The sequence below is a fragment of the Bacillus kalamii genome, from assembly GCF_047238185.1.
GTDB lineage: Bacteria > Bacillota > Bacilli > Bacillales > DSM-1321 > Bacillus_AD.
In genome coordinates this window covers 1-14,771 of record NZ_JBDFMI010000001.1, presented here as the reverse complement: position 1 = coordinate 14,771, position 14,771 = coordinate 1, and the positions used below count along the sequence as shown (strand labels likewise).

The window sequence follows — 14,771 nt, the reverse complement described above, 5'->3', positions numbered from 1 at the left end:
CGCTTGGATAAGGATGTACAGAATTACTCGTTCTCTTTTGCTAAATGATCCTTTAATCGGTATGAATCACCTATCATAGGCACAACTGTCGCATGATGTAAAATGCGGTCTAATATGGCATTGGCCAGTTTAGGTTCCTGAAATATTTCATCCCACGCTTTGAAATTCACATTGGTTGTTAAGATGGTACTTCTTTTTTCATATCTTCGATCAATCAGCTGGAAAAACAACTTAGCGTCTTCGTGATCAATCGGTAAATAACCGATTTCATCGATGATTAACAGTCTGTATTTGCTGTAATGCTTCAAACGGCTCTCTAACCGATTTTCTAATCGAGCTTTCCTCAAATTTTGAATCAAGTCATGGCACTTAATAAAATAGGTACTCGTCCGTTTCTTTGCTGCCGCAATCCCTATTGCTGTGGCCAAATGGGTTTTACCGACACCACTTGGTCCTAAAAACACAATATTTTCATTCTCCTCGATAAAACGCAATGTAAGGAAGTCTAGAATCTGCTGTTGGTTAATCGATGTTTGAAAGGTAAAATCGAAATCTTTCACCTCCTTAAAATGAGGGAAAGCTGCGACCTTCACCATCGATTGCGTCATGTTTTTCTCCCGTATGTCTATTTCATACGCAGTCAACTTGATTAATGTGTCGATAAATGACATCTGATGCTTTACGCTGAAGTCTACGATTTCATTTAAATGTAAGCTCATTTGCTTTAACTTTAGATAGTCAAGATTCCATAATAATTGTTGATAGTTTGTAGTTGGATTCATTATTTATACACTTCTCCAATCGTTGCTAAATTCCGTTTTGCTAAATCGTCGATTTCAGGATAATGAGGGGTGGAAACAAGTAAGCTTGCCTTATAATGTTCCTCTTGATAATTAAGTTTAGCGTTACTAATTGGATGTTGGGCGATCAGTTTCATGTTATAATAAATCCACAAGTAGTCATCATACACCTGTAAGCCTACTTTTTTTCCTTGATATTCTGGTGGTACAGAGTATTGATTCGATTTGTAGGAAATCATGTTTGATGCATTGACTTTTACATGTGTATGTTTGATGCGATAGGAATCTCTTACTTTGTCAGTTGGTAGCTGGAGTAAGTGGTTCCTTTCTTTTTTGAATTCCATAATCGGTATTTTCCCCGTTCCTTGATGGATCTGGTGATTCATTCTATTCCCTAAATCCTGTATGAATAGATGAAGTTCCTCCATTGTCAGTTGACCTTGGTACGCATGAATTTCATCAAGGAGTTTCATTGTGGATTCAATTTTCCCCTTGGTTCTCGGTCGTCCTGCAATACATGGTTTGACTTTAAAATCAAAGTCCCTCGCAAACTGATCAAATTTCGCATTCACTTTCCCAGGTTGATAATCAGTCCTCGCTTCATCCATTACCGTTTTCATATTATCCGTAAGGATTTCAGCTGGAACTCCGCCAATTGCTTCAAAAGTATCTGTTAAAAAAGAAAGTAAGGTACTCTGTGACTTAGAAAGACTTAATTGAAATGTTCGGAATCTGGAATTTGATAAAATGAAAGCCGCCACATTGACTTCTATCTTTTCTCCCTCTTTGGTTTCGAATAAAATGTTTTCCTTCCAATCTAATTGGGCCTGCTTACCTGGTGGCGTTTCAAATCGGACTGTCCCTTTGGGTGAAGAAATACGTTTATCCTCTTCAAAGTAGGCATTAAATTCAGGTGTACGAGCTATATACGCACGGAAGGTTGAAGCTCCACATTCCAATCCATGATTGTCTTTTAGGTACTGCCAAAGCATACGACGGTAATAAAATACCTGTTTTGAATCTTCTGATAACAATGCGGCTATTATTTCATAATAAGGATCAATCTTTGAGGGCTTTTCCCTTTTTCTTTTTGGGATAAAGCCATTTAGATATTTATCAATTGTCCGCCGATCCACACCCAATTCCTTTGCTAGCTTACTTTTATTGATTTTCATTTTCATATGCTCCATAATCTGTTTGAATTTCGGTAAGTCTGAAAGACTTTTAATCTCAAAATCGATATCAATATTCATTGTTATGTACATACTAATCCCCCCAAGATTAGTATGTAGATTCATATCAAATTTGTACATATTTATTCGAGCAATACTGTACATATTTAAATTAGCATTTCTATACACCTTCTCTTTATTGAAAAATGTTGTGGATGTATAAGGCTCCAATTTTTTCAAGGCGAAACATGCATTACGGTATGATTTAAGATCGTGGATTCCACGAAGATGACGTATTGTTGCCATCTCTAATTGGTCTATCGTCATTAACAACATCTCTGTTCTGGACTGCGTTAATGTCATGTTCTTTCTCCCCCATTTTTTCAAACATATATTTATCAGTAATATACGGGACCTGGACAATACGCTTTTTCTCCACTTTATAAATAGCTCGCCCAGGTATGGCCGGAAGTTCCTCTGCTCCGTTTTCATCTAGGATAACTCTGCTGGATATTTGAGCTGCAGCTATGAATGATAATCGGGCCACAATGTTCATCTTGATTTGCATAGGTACGGCTTCTTTCACTGGATATTGTGTACAGAACAACATACGGTACCCAACACCGCCTCCGATACGAGCTATCTCTGATAAGGTCTGCTGGCAGTAATTAGCGTACTTCTTCAGCTCACCAGTAAGAAGGTTAGGCGATAGCTCTGCCCCTTCATCCACAATGATGAATGTCCTTTTCTTAATTGGAGAATCAATGATGTTTGTATAACCTTGGTGCCGGAACAGTTTTTCTCTTTGTTTTAATTCTTCATGAATTGTGGAAAGAAGCTCAACCGACTCGTATAGATCCGCAGCCACTCCTTTGACCTGTGGAAGGCCCATGTATTTACCAAACTCTAAGCCACCTTTTAAGTCCAGGAAGTAAAATTCGGCATGCTCTAACTGGTTCATAAGTAAGGAATAAAAAGCCTCTTTAATGAAGACAGTTTTGCCGAACCGTGTCACTCCTCCAACAAGTAAATGAGGATATTTTTCAAAGTCATGGTATAGAATGCCCTCATGATTCTTGCCGATAGGTATTAGCCACTTATTCGGCCGCAATAATCCATCATCATAATCCCAGCTGTTAGGCAAGGCCGCCTTATATGTTTTCAGCTTCATGACTCCATCCACGAACTCTGTGAAGCAATCTTTATTAATTCCTTCTTCAATTGCTGGGATTAATGTTTCAAATTGTTCTGAGGATATTCCTAGTGGAAGTGAGTAGATGTATGTGGAATAAATATCATTATGGGATTGCTGTAGCAAGATTGGATAAAGCACCTGATCGTTCTTTTTTATGCCAAGCCCCCTATTTTCAAATATGTGCTGTATTTTCTCCTTGTCCTTCATACATCTTTTTGGGACAAGCGCAGCTGTAAGAGCTAGGACAGGCAAAGCTAGTATTTCTATCATTGTAATCCTCCTTGTAATTTACAATGTAGTCTACAATCTATTCTTCACTGTAGATTTCATCAGATGTAATTTTCAATGTAATTTACAGTCCTTTATATACTAATGGATTGGCCTTGTACCAAACATTACATTTTATCTCCGACAGATACCTCTATATCCCTCTTTCTTTTCCTCTCATCCGGCAGGCCGAATGTTCAGAAACCTAAATTGTGTAGTCAATTATTAAAGGAACAATGTAGCTGCCATTTTGACCAAGTAGATTAACCCTCCAAATTTCACAGCCTCCATTGTGAAAGTTAGCATACCATGATTGATTTTAACTCCTGCTCCCTCCAACAACCCTATACCTATCAACGATGCACCGAACGCCCCTACCAATAATATCCCTCCCATTTCTTTCACTCTCCTTTTCTTTGATAATTACAATGTATGGCGATTCGCCTATAAAATGCATGTCCGGTCAAATATTACTTGAATTTTATCTCAAGTAATATTTGAAAAGGAGTACATATCTTTATTAGCGAATTAATATAATGGTGATGTAAATGAAAAACAATTTTGGTAAAATATTTAAGGATTGCCCATATAAAAGAGAATACATCCAACAATATATGGGCGTTTCAAAAACAACCCTTTCTAATTGGGTTACAGGTAAGACTACGCCCACGGTACATGATCTGTTTAAACTAGCTAAATTCTTAGATAAAAAAGTGGATGAGTTTTACGAATGGGAGGAAGAGGAATGAAGAAAGGTTTAAAAATATTCTTAATTGTCATCGGAATTTTTGTAGGGGTATCAGTTCTGTCTTATTTATTTGCTGATGATGAAAATAAGCAAAAAATGGAGGCTGAAGAAGCAGCCGGGCACGTAAAGCAAAAAGAGAGTAAAAGTGAACATAAAGAAAAAAATAAATCTGTAGAGGAACAAGTCACTAGTGACTTGAAAGATAAACTTGGGGCTAAATCTAACAATAAAGAAAAACGAATCGTAAGCTTGGAATATACAAAGACAGATGGTTATTTGAAATTAACTGTCGCTGGTGATAATAGCCTCTCGAAGAAAGATACAAAGTATGCTCAACTTAACTTAGCCACCAAGGCTTTCCCTATTCTGTTTAAAAATAAGGATGTTAAAAAGGTTATGTTAAGAATACAACTTCCTTTAGTGGACACCTATGGAACAAAGAAAAATGAAGATGTGGTGAGGATTGTATTAACTCGTGAAACCAACGATAAGATTACATGGAAAAACTTTGATCCAAACAATTTTAGTGAAGTAGCTGAAAGTTATTATGTTCATTTGGCTTTAGGCGGAGCCAAATAACAACAAAAGCCCCAACTCAATGAGAAGGGGCTTTAATTAATTCTCTTGTAATCGTTCAATTTTGAGGATATCTAAAAAATGGACTTTATATTTATCGAATAGATATGAAATAGTAATTTGTTTCGTAACCGGGTCCAAATGAGTTACTTTTCCTTTTATAGGCTCTTCTTGGTTCAAAGCAATAATTAATCGATTTTCTTGATCGTCCTTCGCTTCATTCAACTGCATTGCGATTTCTTCCAATTCATACTCATCTCGTTCTGGCCGCTTTGCCTTTGATTTCTTTTTTGATGGTGGTTTTGGTACTGCTCCCATGTGTGACCCCTCCCTTTTGTATAATTCAATATTACAAGAACATTCGTTCTAATTCAAGTTGTTTTAGAACAAACGTTTGTATATAATTGTCATATTAAGGTTAAAGAAGGTAATGGTTATGACACGGATTCCTAATGAAGAAAGAGATATTATCGAACAAGAAATTTACCTACCTATGGTTATCACTATCTTAGAGAGAGATAGAAAAGTGATTGATAAAAGCCATTTAAAGTTGAAAAAACCGTATTTGGAATTAGTTGATTGTACAATTAAGGAAGTATACAAGGATATTAAGAAAACAAGGGATTACTTGAGGAAGAATAAGATTAAGGTATTTAAACAGCAGAGTGACGAGGCCTTTACAATGTATACATTTATTTACAAAGGATATGAGGAACATCATAATTACTTTAATCCAAGGCTGAGGAACAAATGCGAGGAATTACTTACATACTATTTAAAAAGCCCCTCCAATTAAAGGAAGGGGTCAATTTTACTATGCTAATAACTCAGTTAAATCATGAGCATCCGTTTGGATAAAACTTATTAATGAATTTATTTTGTTTTGATTTTCAAAATCTATTTTTTGTACCTTACCACTCAGATGTAGGAAATAATTTAAAATGCCCTGCATCTCCTTGTTTATTCTTAAATCTGACTCTCTATACAACAAATGAACCTTGGCCTCTTTATCAATATTTTCAAACATGAACTTAGTTTTAGTAAACCATTCTGTATCCTTGGTTGTACTATCTAAATTAGGAATGGTTTGTATATGGTTCCAAACCCCATTTTTAAAACTAAAATCTATATTTACTCGTACATTGTCCAAACCAACTATAGGTGAAAAAGAGTGATTATGGATTACTTTTTTATTCAAAAGATTTTCTTCTTCAAGAATTTTTTTCATACTATGTTTAACGCTTTCTGGTTTTATGCGTTCATTTAGGTATCCTTTTCCAACATAGCTCTCAAACAATACCTTAAATAATCCCTCTAAATTTTCAGTAAGAGCAAAGGTAGGTTCCGTTAAATAGAGGTTTTTATTCATGTGATATTTATGCATTATTTCAAGAAACTTATTATCTTGGGGAGAAGCAATCGCCAACTCACCTACAGCGCCAACTAAATTTTTGATACTGTTTTGCAGATAGTATTCTAAAGTGTCCTTGTAGGTTTTATAGATGCTCGGCAGAGTGTGTGAATTAGATAACGCCTTAATCTTGATTGTATTTTCATTTAACAATAAATAATGTAATTTTGATTCTTCACCTAAAGAATGAAGAATCACCCCTACATTCATTACTTCTCCGTTCGTATTATTATTACTAAATCTTACTATGCTGTACCAGCATTTTCTTTTTCCTTCCATTTTAAAACACCTCCAATACTATTAGAAAAAGCCCCTCTATTTAGTAAATCTTGAATAATGTATCTGACCAAAACCTTATGGGTTAAAATGTATTGTTTATACAACCTTTTTTGATACTCTTTATTTACATACCATACATCTGGAACAGACTCTAACCATGATTCAACTAGATTTTCATCTATTTGCTCGATTTTATGTACTACTTCTAAAAATGAATGATTAACCATGTCACTTACATTTATATGTTCTTCGATTGCGTTATAGACCGTCCCCATACCATTTAAGTACCCTTGATTAAAATTCACAACCAGAAAACTACGAGCATAGCCCTGAACGTATTGTTCACTTACTTCTACAGATGTTAAAGCATTTGCTCGCTCTGGAGTCCAGGTTGGTCCTTGAAAAGCATGTCCATGATCTATTGCAATAATTCTTCGTACAAACCCTTCATTAGTGACGAGTAAATTGCCTGTATTGCTATTTCTATCGTAATTTCCTACTAGAATGTCCATAGCGACTATTTTGGCTATATCGTTCTTGTTACTTACATTCCGGAAAAAGTTTTTCCAGGATGTTCGTAAATAGGGTTTCCCCATCCGTGCCATTTGATTGTAATTTTCTATCACGTTGTCTTCCAAATCGCTTATTTCTTCAGAAGCAAAATGCTTGCCTTCAAAAAATCTATGGGCAAATACTGCTCTAGGATCATTCTGTACAATTTCTCTATCCAAATAAGCAATCGTCGCTTCTGGTACAGGAACTCCTAAATAGACAGCAATTTGGTATACCAATAATTCATTCAAAAACATACTATCATAAAATTGATGCTTTCCATCAACAAATACTCTTTGAGTCTTCATTACATACTTTTGAAAGTCGTCCCCAATAACTACTGCAGGGTCACTCGATCCTTCTCCAAGCTGTTTAATAATTGTTTGAACACTAATAGAACGTACCAAAAAACTTCCCCCTCTCGTCCAAAAATCCCCAAATTGTTATATGGTTATTCTAATTGAGCGAGGGTTTATTATCAATTTATTTCTCTCTATAATCTACCATTTTTACTATCATTTACATTATTAATAAAAATATTCATCAAATAGAAATTAAACCCTTCTATATAGAAGGGTTTTTACATTACTTGACGCGCAACTTCTGACCGAGCTTGATGGTATAGTTACTATCTAGACCGTTCCAGTCTTTTATTTGCTGCGTTGTGCTGCCATACTTTTGGGCTAATGCATACACCGTGTCACCAGCAACAACCGTGTGATAAATGACACTACTTTTAGGAGTAAGGCCGAAAGCTTTAACCAGTCCGTCTACATGACCAAGAGCAATCTTATCAAGATATGCACTATTCTTAAGCTTGGCTGCATCAGTTGCATTATCAATAAAACCATTTTCCGTAAGGATTGCCGGCATATTGGATTCACGTAATACATGAAGATTAGATTGCTTTTTACCACGATCCACAAAATCTACTTGTTTCATAATTTCATTGTGGATGGTGCTTTGATATGTTGTGGTTGGTGCTCCACTACCCGGATAAATAAAATCTTCATAACCTGTTCCACCACCGGAATTAATATGGATAGACATAAAGTAATTGGCTCCCCAAGTATTAGCTGCATTAGTACGATCAGATAAAGAAGGGAAAGTATCACCTGTCCGGCTCATTTTCACTTCCACATTACTGTAGCCGTTTAATAATAAATCTCTTACCCGTAAGGCAATCGCCAAAGTGATATTCTTTTCCTGAATACCGTTACCTACTGCACCTGGATCGCTACCACCATGACCTGGATCAATAAAGATTTTTACCATTTCATTCACCTCATATAGTTTTTATTTTTCACATGACTTAGCATCATAGCAACCAATAAGAATCACATGGCCCTCGCCTCCCCAAAATAAAAAGCCACTCGAATGAGCAGCTTATTTGTCCTTATTCTTAAACCAGCCAGTATGAGTGTTCTTCCACACAGCATAGATGTTAATAATCAGTGCAACTAAAGCTCCAACTACAACCACGAAGGCATTAATGCTTTCCTGAGTGAACCAATCAAAAGAAATGCCGATTGTACCCAAAAATAAAAGGAGAGCTGTAAGGAAGCCCCCCAATAATGTGATAGTGTCCTTATTCAATTCACACACCTCCTTTCATTGTCGCGAAAATAATGGCTACAATTCCTGCAACCACAGCAACTATGATTGCATTTGTAATAGAGCGCCGTAGCCATTTTGTGTCATCTTTGATTTCTTCAAGGGATTTCTTAATCTCCTTTATATCCCTTTCGTGTAATTCCGTTGTTCGCTTAAGGTCATCTATATCTTTCCTAGCTGATTCACTTTCCTTTTTCAATTCATCAATGTCCTTCTGAATGGATGTTTTCCATAAGTCCACCACTTGATCCGCCTCCAATGGATTAGACCCCCTTTTCCCCATAAAAAATACACCTCAATGGGTGCTTTCTGTATAAATTAACTATATGTCTTTACCAATTGACTCAGTTCATCCTTCTCCTCTGCTAGTTATTACTGATCGACTAGCAAGAATGTTTAATTCCTCCACTCCTAAGTTACCCAATAATACCTGTATTTTCACATAGTTATAATACGCTGAACTATTCATCATTTTTAATCCTCCTAATAGATTGGCATTTTGTAAAGCTTCTATTGCAGAAACACGTTGTTCAAGCGTAGGCGAGTTATCTACTTCCGACTTCTCAAAAACTAGATACTTTCCCGTAATAATATCCCTAATTTCAATTAACTTATATTCTGCATTTAACTCCATGAGGCGTTGTCTTTCATCGTCGTTTGTATATTGAAATACTAGTTCCATATTCACTCTCCTATTCTAAGGTCTTTTTAACAAGTACAGGTATATTGGCAGGAGCAATTCCATAATAAACCCCGAATTCATCACACGCTACTCTTCCAACATACATACCATCACTATTAAGCATTCCCCGTCCCTTCAATGTAATTTCATCACCCTTTTTAACAGTAATGTCTTGCTTTATATATATATAACTATAATTTGAAAAATTTTGTTGATATGACCCAACTAGTACATTATTGATAAATAGGCCTACCTCTGCACCATATCCTCCCGTTGAATCCTTAAATCTATATTTTATTCGTATAGTGGAAGGTTTACCCTAACCAAAGAACTTGTTTTTAAAGGAACAAAAACTTGAACTATCATGTTACAGACCAATACACTAGAAAAGAATCTTTGTTCATCACTAGGTGATATTGTATAACTAATTTTAGACCCGCTAGGTTTTATTAATCCCATACTTACACCGTCAAAAATCGGACATTACCTGTTCCGGCTGACCGTTTAAACTTGATTGACAGTCGCTTTATAGCGAAATTCTTGTAATGTTTCCCCTGGCTTTAGACCGAATAACCTTATTTGTGCCGGACATTCCATCTGATGTGGTTGCTGTGTTAAAAGCGATTAGAAGATCATTCGTATCATCATCATTTGTAAGAAAAACAAACTTTTTTACTTCAAACGGCAATGTAACAGAAACCTCCGTAGTTCCTATACTCACTTCATGTGTATAGTGCTGCGTGGCAGGCATTTCTATAAAATAATATCTATCCCCATTTGCCATGTTTACACCTCTTCCAGATAAGGGCCATTGTTATCCATCTTGAATAAAAAGGATTTTTGGCTGTCTGTATTTTTGATTTTTAGAAGGCCATTTGTTAAGTGCAAATTCGTATCTGTCTTATGTTGACCATAGTCCGTTTTTAATGTAGCATAGTCTTCCTTATGCACATTAAATGCAGCCTGCAGGGTTTGAATTTTTGCCGCTAAGTTTGCTGCAATATCTCCATTTAGAATACCTTTTATTCCATCAAACCAACTTTCAAAAGCAACCTTTTGTTGAGCCTTATAGTTTTCTAGGTCTGCAGTGTTCTGTGTCTTCGTTTGATTAAACCATGCGAGATACTGATTAAAGATTTCCGTGGTATCCACTTGATCTACAGTACCGTGTACAATGCCGCACAGTTCTTTATTTAACGCGATGTATCGGTGATAGTTCGCTTGTGTTAGATGGAACGGACACCTTTAGCGACATACACATCAGCCAGAGGCAATTTCATAAACATCGGCATCCCTTTTTAATACTGGTGCAATAGGAGAAGAACCTGGCAGTCCCTTTTTTAATGACCGGAACAATATTTCGATTTAAAAAATTGAGCTGAAGAACAATACGATCAATACGATTTAATACACCGTCTGCTACATCAAGGCTAAGATTGTAATCAGCATCATTGAAAATGTAGTACCCGTTTATCCATGCTTTACCTGGCTTTAATACAACGTTCATTCCAGTGCCTGCCGTTACTTGAAATCCTGTGGACGGATTCGGAAAAACTCCGTTTCCAATGAACGTTGCGAAATAAGCCGCGTAATGCTTTGCTAAGTACACTCTGTCAAAATTCACAGAATCAAAAATCCCACTATTGATTGCCATTATTTCACCATCCTTTTTACCTTTTCGGGAAGGGTTGGGATAGATTTCCCCACCTTCACAAAAACTTCTTTAATATCTTGATAGACTTCATCGACTTCCACAACTCGGCTGTTCATGACGATTCCTAATTTGTCATCCCTAATTGTGATAAGGTCCCCAAGGAAGAAATCACGATTATACTTGGTGTTCTCTTTGGTAACGTCTAGTTCACAATCAAAAGAAATGAATTCTTCTTGTTCCAATAGCTTTTCTAGCCCTCTTTGTTTAAGAAGGAGAATGTATTCTTCAGGCGATAGAGTCACCTCGGTCTCATCAATCGTTTGTGTTTCCGATAAGTCTCGGGCATCCACAAATAACTCTCTCCGATCAAGGCCGGTACCTTGTTCGATGGAAACGAGCTTTCTGTCAACACCTTCGCCAGTTCCAGCAATCAAAGCTGTATTTTTATAATCATTGTCGGCTTCCTCATAATTCCGGCTGATAACATTGGAAAAATCCTTAGATAAAATACATCTTGGATTAATCGATTGATCGATGGTCCTGTCTGTTCCTTCATAAAGTTCATAAAAAAGAGACCGCCCGTTAAAATTGGAGCGAATCCCTATTTCATACGTATTACATAAGCTTTCCACCTGCTCTAGCACATTTTCATATGAAGCTTGAAACTGTATAGAGGTGCCGAAGTTTCTGGCGGCAGCTAATTGGATTTGAGCAATCTTCCTTTTTACATTAGATGGATTGATGCATTCAGACATAATCATGGAACGGATGATATTTTCAGCTGTGTCATTATAATTATAGATATTCCATAAAATCCTCCGATCAATCCATCGCAAAGCCGAGAAGCATTTGATGGATAATTGCTCCTTTCCATCCTCATCCTCTGTGAATCCACGGTAATAGATATACATGGCTTCGTTATCATCATCTCTATACAGAATATTTCCCTTTTGTAATAAGGAAATATTATCGATTGTTACATCGACATGTAATTCAGCCTCCCCATGCTTCGTGTCTCTTTTCCTCCACAATAGATAGGAAAACTTACCGATTAAGCCAAGTCTGTTGAACTGCTTGTCGCATACATATAATTCCACGCTTACACCCCCACATATTGTGGCGTGAAGTATATAGATACTTCCAGATTGTCCACATTTAGACCAGCATCATACCGCAATAAGTTATCCCCTAAATCTAACGCTAAGTGTGGATTAGAGTCGAAAGAAAGATAGTTAAAGATATTTGAGACAATACCATTCCTACTTAGCCGGACATATTCATTACCGCGTTCTGTGCTGATCGTAATGATATCTCCTGCCTGCATCTCTTTTTCAATCAATATTTTCTCCTGTGTCTCTACATTTACAACCGATGGATTTCTAAGGGTTCCCAATGCCCTGTATTCAAGCCGTAATGGTGCTTCATTGTCACTGGCATTCAATACATTCACAATCAATGAAGGCTCTCTATATCCCATCCGAATGCCTGTGTCAGCCGGAATGACTAACGGAAAAGAAAAGCCTCCTATCCAGGAAGCAATATCCGTTTTAATTTCATTATCGAACCACCAAGGCTTCGGACAAAGAAGAGATATCATGAATTCCGGATAAGGAGCCTTGTTAATTACAGGTGTTTTTTCCGCATGGCATTTGATATACCGGCTGATTTCTCCATTTGTGTATTGAAGAGTGAACACATGTTTTGGATTGAAGAAACGAATAAGGCGGGATCGATTAATGTCCTTATCGATTCTAAGCCGGCCATTGATGACAATGTTCCTTTCTTTGACACTAGATCCTGATAAGGATAATCCGTCAATACCATAGCTTTTGCTGGTGAAAAACTCATTTTCCATCGCGTCCAAACCTTCTGCCGAGTCCAAATAAAAAGGGCTCAACACGGATATCTCAAGTGTTTGCCCTTGGTTATTATCAAATATCAATTTTTCTTTCCTGCTGTATGATTCCAATCAAACACCTCCTATACTTGCATGGCCAATTCTCTTAATGCATTTCTATTTAATCTAGCAGTCTCATAAGGATCCAATGCTTTAGGAGATTGGAAGGTCATATAATAATTATGCTCAACTGTAGTTGTACTGCCTGCCTGTCCTGTGGAAGAAACCGTAACAGGGTTATTTGCATTCAGCATCTTTCCTGCGCTACTGGCCATGCTGCCATATACATTATTCATGACACCTTTCAGCTTGGCAGAAGAATCCTGAATCCCTTTAATTAAACCTTCATTGATGTTGACTCCAAAGCCCCTGAAAACACGTGATGGAGAATGGATATCCAAGGCGGATTGAAAAGTATCTTTCACAATGCTGGCCAGTTCTTCGGCTGCAGAAACTAATTCACTTTTCTTACTCATCATTCCGCTGATTAATCCGGCTACAGCATAATCACCAATGGACGGCATTTCCTTGGCTTCGTCTTTCACCTTGAACTTCGCGCCAGCCATTGCCTTCCGCCACTCTTCTTGATAGCCCAATAGCTTCACAGCTGCATCAGCCCTTAATTCTTCAATCTTTTGTGCTGTCTCTACTTTTAAACTAGAAAGTTCTTTGAGCGCCTCTTCTTTTGCCAACTGGTTCTTAGCCTTCCACAGGTCAACATACTGAGTAAGTTGGTCAGATGTAAGGCTATTAAGGGCGGCAATTTCTGCGCCAGCCTTAGGCCCCATATCCTGTAATTCAGCAAGCAACCCTTGGTCAATCCCTTTAGCAGCTAGTTCAGCCAGATTTCGTTGCCAGTCCTCAAAAGCTGAAACTTGATCCTGCAGGTTCTTTAACAAAGTAGTTCCCGATACTGATTTCTTGGTGATTTCATCGAACAATCCAACAAAGGAATAAAGGGACTTCGCTCTATCTTCCAAAGCTTTGTCATACTCATCATTTAGCTTCTTCTCTTCGTCAATAAGCTGCTGGTTGAGGGTCTGAACCTTCGTTAGATAGTCGGCATTTATTTGATCGATTTGCTTTTGGATTTCCTGCTTTACACGATAGATTTCCTTTTCATAATAGATCCGTTCTTCTGTACCGGCTTTGTACCCTTTTATATACTGCTGATAGGCTGCCAACTCTTCAGCAAGGGATAGTTCATTGTAGTATTTCTTGTCTTCCACATATGCTTTCTCTTTGTTGTATCGGTCCTTATTTAAAGCATCCATTGCCTTATTCAAGATGATCTGTGCCTGAGTCTTTTCTTTCGCATTGTTCTTGAATAAAACTACAGCCTTTTGCCAGTATGCAGCCTCTTGGTCCAATGTAAGGGATTCTAAATCTTTCCGCTTCTTCACATAGTCTTCTAAGGCTTTCATTTTAGCTGCAGCAGATCCAGCAGATAGGGAAGCAATTTTCTTATTTTCATCAGCTGTGATTTTCGCCCGGTCCTTTGCCGCTTTATCTTGGATGTTCGTTATTTGCCGTTCCTGGGCTGCCGTCAATTTCTTTTTAGCATCCCTTGCTTTGGCTTCAATTTCCGCAATTTTCTTATTCGCTTGTGATGTTATATCAGCTCGTTTGGCGTTGGCATCTTTGTGAATCTGATTAAGGGCTTTGGCATTGGTAGATGAAGCAGAAGCAACAATACTATTAAACTTTTTCAATTCATTCTGTGCTAATGCAACCTTAGGAGGTAAAGCTTGGAATAGCCGCCATAGCCATTTCTTCGGAAGCCGTCTTGACCATACCTAAGTTATTAGTAATCCCTTCAGCTATACCTGCAGGTATCCATTGCCCCACTTCTTTCTCCATAACCTTAGAAGGAGAATGAATGCCAAGTATTTTCTTTGCCCATCCAGGGATATGACTAGCGAGA

The 14,771-nt window shown here is 37.3% G+C and carries 21 protein-coding genes; 3 read left to right on the top strand and 18 right to left on the bottom strand.

Going from position 1 to position 14,771, the window contains the following annotated elements:
• Window positions 1-23: 23 nt before the first annotated feature.
• From istB to ABC357_RS00090, 4 genes are all read right to left on the bottom strand, one after another.
• Window positions 24-782 carry an IS21-like element helper ATPase IstB gene (gene istB / locus ABC357_RS00105; RefSeq protein ID WP_412885551.1) on the bottom strand — a complete coding sequence of 253 codons (759 nt, stop codon included), beginning with the start codon at window positions 780-782 and terminating at the stop codon, window positions 24-26.
• Complete coding sequence (gene istA / locus ABC357_RS00100) at window positions 782-2,065, bottom strand: IS21 family transposase (protein ID WP_412885845.1); 1,284 nt, start codon at window positions 2,063-2,065, stop codon at window positions 782-784. The genes istB and istA overlap by 1 nt, the downstream gene beginning before the upstream one ends.
• A 172-nt stretch (window positions 2,066-2,237) precedes the next feature.
• A complete protein-coding gene (locus tag ABC357_RS00095) occupies window positions 2,238-3,437 on the bottom strand; it encodes an FtsK/SpoIIIE domain-containing protein (protein ID WP_412885550.1) in 1,200 nt (399 codons plus the stop codon).
• 222 nt (window positions 3,438-3,659) lie between these two features.
• Entirely contained in the window at window positions 3,660-3,830 is a 171-nt protein-coding gene (locus tag ABC357_RS00090; protein ID WP_412885549.1) for a hypothetical protein, read from the bottom strand.
• Window positions 3,831-3,982: 152 nt separating this feature from the next.
• On the opposite strand from ABC357_RS00090, the gene ABC357_RS00085 reads away from it, so the two are divergent.
• Window positions 3,983-4,183, top strand: coding sequence for a helix-turn-helix domain-containing protein (locus tag ABC357_RS00085; protein ID WP_412885548.1), 201 nt, complete (start codon window positions 3,983-3,985; stop codon window positions 4,181-4,183).
• Window positions 4,180-4,761, top strand: a complete 582-nt coding sequence (locus ABC357_RS00080; protein WP_412885547.1) for a hypothetical protein — start codon at window positions 4,180-4,182, stop codon at window positions 4,759-4,761. The genes ABC357_RS00085 and ABC357_RS00080 overlap by 4 nt, the downstream gene beginning before the upstream one ends.
• Before the next feature lie 36 nt (window positions 4,762-4,797).
• Here the strand turns inward: ABC357_RS00080 and ABC357_RS00075 are convergent, their stop codons facing one another.
• Complete coding sequence (locus tag ABC357_RS00075) at window positions 4,798-5,076, bottom strand: YolD-like family protein (protein WP_412885546.1); 279 nt, start codon at window positions 5,074-5,076, stop codon at window positions 4,798-4,800.
• Between the two features lie 118 nt (window positions 5,077-5,194).
• Between ABC357_RS00075 and ABC357_RS00070 the strand changes: the two genes are divergently transcribed.
• On the top strand, window positions 5,195-5,554 hold the full coding sequence (locus ABC357_RS00070; protein WP_412885545.1) for a YhjD family protein: 360 nt from the start codon (window positions 5,195-5,197) through the stop codon (window positions 5,552-5,554).
• 18 nt (window positions 5,555-5,572) lie between these two features.
• On the opposite strand, the gene ABC357_RS00065 is transcribed toward ABC357_RS00070, so the two are convergent.
• The 13 genes from ABC357_RS00065 to ABC357_RS00005 form a co-directional block, all read right to left on the bottom strand.
• Window positions 5,573-6,448 (bottom strand): DUF3037 domain-containing protein, encoded by an 876-nt coding sequence (locus ABC357_RS00065; protein WP_412885544.1) that lies wholly within the window; start codon window positions 6,446-6,448, stop codon window positions 5,573-5,575.
• Window positions 6,415-7,407 carry a HipA family kinase gene (locus ABC357_RS00060; protein ID WP_412885543.1) on the bottom strand — a complete coding sequence of 331 codons (993 nt, stop codon included), beginning with the start codon at window positions 7,405-7,407 and terminating at the stop codon, window positions 6,415-6,417. Before ABC357_RS00060 ends, ABC357_RS00065 begins: the two co-directional genes overlap by 34 nt.
• 178 nt (window positions 7,408-7,585) lie before the next feature.
• The gene (locus ABC357_RS00055; protein WP_412885542.1) at window positions 7,586-8,275 is read right to left on the bottom strand and encodes an N-acetylmuramoyl-L-alanine amidase family protein; all 690 of its coding nucleotides are present in this window, start codon (window positions 8,273-8,275) and stop codon (window positions 7,586-7,588) included.
• A gap of 111 nt (window positions 8,276-8,386) precedes the next feature.
• Window positions 8,387-8,596 (bottom strand): hypothetical protein, encoded by a 210-nt coding sequence (locus tag ABC357_RS00050; protein WP_412885541.1) that lies wholly within the window; start codon window positions 8,594-8,596, stop codon window positions 8,387-8,389.
• 1 nt (window position 8,597) lies between these two features.
• Complete coding sequence (locus tag ABC357_RS00045) at window positions 8,598-8,897, bottom strand: hemolysin XhlA family protein (RefSeq protein WP_412885540.1); 300 nt, start codon at window positions 8,895-8,897, stop codon at window positions 8,598-8,600.
• 66 nt (window positions 8,898-8,963) lie between these two features.
• Window positions 8,964-9,296, bottom strand: coding sequence for a hypothetical protein (locus tag ABC357_RS00040; RefSeq protein ID WP_412885539.1), 333 nt, complete (start codon window positions 9,294-9,296; stop codon window positions 8,964-8,966).
• 526 nt (window positions 9,297-9,822) lie between these two features.
• Window positions 9,823-10,080: a hypothetical protein gene (locus ABC357_RS00035; RefSeq protein WP_412885538.1), complete on the bottom strand. Its 258-nt coding sequence runs from the start codon at window positions 10,078-10,080 to the stop codon at window positions 9,823-9,825.
• A gap of 2 nt (window positions 10,081-10,082) precedes the next feature.
• A complete protein-coding gene (locus ABC357_RS00030; protein WP_412885537.1) occupies window positions 10,083-10,448 on the bottom strand; it encodes a hypothetical protein in 366 nt (121 codons plus the stop codon).
• Window positions 10,449-10,572: 124 nt separating this feature from the next.
• Entirely contained in the window at window positions 10,573-10,950 is a 378-nt protein-coding gene (locus ABC357_RS00025; protein WP_412885536.1) for a hypothetical protein, read from the bottom strand.
• Entirely contained in the window at window positions 10,950-12,047 is a 1,098-nt protein-coding gene (locus tag ABC357_RS00020) for a siphovirus ReqiPepy6 Gp37-like family protein (protein ID WP_412885535.1), read from the bottom strand. Before ABC357_RS00020 ends, ABC357_RS00025 begins: the two co-directional genes overlap by 1 nt.
• Before the next feature lie 2 nt (window positions 12,048-12,049).
• Window positions 12,050-12,919, bottom strand: a complete 870-nt coding sequence (locus ABC357_RS00015) for a phage tail family protein (RefSeq protein WP_412885534.1) — start codon at window positions 12,917-12,919, stop codon at window positions 12,050-12,052.
• A gap of 11 nt (window positions 12,920-12,930) precedes the next feature.
• Window positions 12,931-14,559 carry a hypothetical protein gene (locus ABC357_RS00010; RefSeq protein WP_412885533.1) on the bottom strand — a complete coding sequence of 543 codons (1,629 nt, stop codon included), beginning with the start codon at window positions 14,557-14,559 and terminating at the stop codon, window positions 12,931-12,933.
• Window positions 14,560-14,581: 22 nt separating this feature from the next.
• The coding region (locus ABC357_RS00005; RefSeq protein WP_412885532.1) for a hypothetical protein at window positions 14,582-14,771 on the bottom strand (190 nt) is incomplete at its 5' end.

Bases quoted from the DNA above. Each gene is read 5' to 3' on its own strand.
- istB (WP_412885551.1), bottom strand. From the start codon at position 782: ATGAATCCAACTACAAACTATCAACAATTATTATGGAATCTTGACTAT.
- istA (WP_412885845.1), bottom strand. From the start codon at position 2,065: ATGTACATAACAATGAATATTGATATCGATTTTGAGATTAAAAGTCTT.
- ABC357_RS00095 (WP_412885550.1), bottom strand. From the start codon at position 3,437: ATGATAGAAATACTAGCTTTGCCTGTCCTAGCTCTTACAGCTGCGCTT.
- ABC357_RS00090 (WP_412885549.1), bottom strand. From the start codon at position 3,830: ATGGGAGGGATATTATTGGTAGGGGCGTTCGGTGCATCGTTGATAGGT.
- ABC357_RS00085 (WP_412885548.1), top strand. From the start codon at position 3,983: ATGAAAAACAATTTTGGTAAAATATTTAAGGATTGCCCATATAAAAGA.
- ABC357_RS00080 (WP_412885547.1), top strand. From the start codon at position 4,180: ATGAAGAAAGGTTTAAAAATATTCTTAATTGTCATCGGAATTTTTGTA.
- ABC357_RS00075 (WP_412885546.1), bottom strand. From the start codon at position 5,076: ATGGGAGCAGTACCAAAACCACCATCAAAAAAGAAATCAAAGGCAAAG.
- ABC357_RS00070 (WP_412885545.1), top strand. From the start codon at position 5,195: ATGACACGGATTCCTAATGAAGAAAGAGATATTATCGAACAAGAAATT.
- ABC357_RS00065 (WP_412885544.1), bottom strand. From the start codon at position 6,448: ATGGAAGGAAAAAGAAAATGCTGGTACAGCATAGTAAGATTTAGTAAT.
- ABC357_RS00055 (WP_412885542.1), bottom strand. From the start codon at position 8,275: ATGGTAAAAATCTTTATTGATCCAGGTCATGGTGGTAGCGATCCAGGT.
- ABC357_RS00045 (WP_412885540.1), bottom strand. From the start codon at position 8,897: ATGGGGAAAAGGGGGTCTAATCCATTGGAGGCGGATCAAGTGGTGGAC.
- ABC357_RS00040 (WP_412885539.1), bottom strand. From the start codon at position 9,296: ATGGAACTAGTATTTCAATATACAAACGACGATGAAAGACAACGCCTC.
- ABC357_RS00035 (WP_412885538.1), bottom strand. From the start codon at position 10,080: ATGGCAAATGGGGATAGATATTATTTTATAGAAATGCCTGCCACGCAG.
- ABC357_RS00025 (WP_412885536.1), bottom strand. From the start codon at position 10,950: ATGGCAATCAATAGTGGGATTTTTGATTCTGTGAATTTTGACAGAGTG.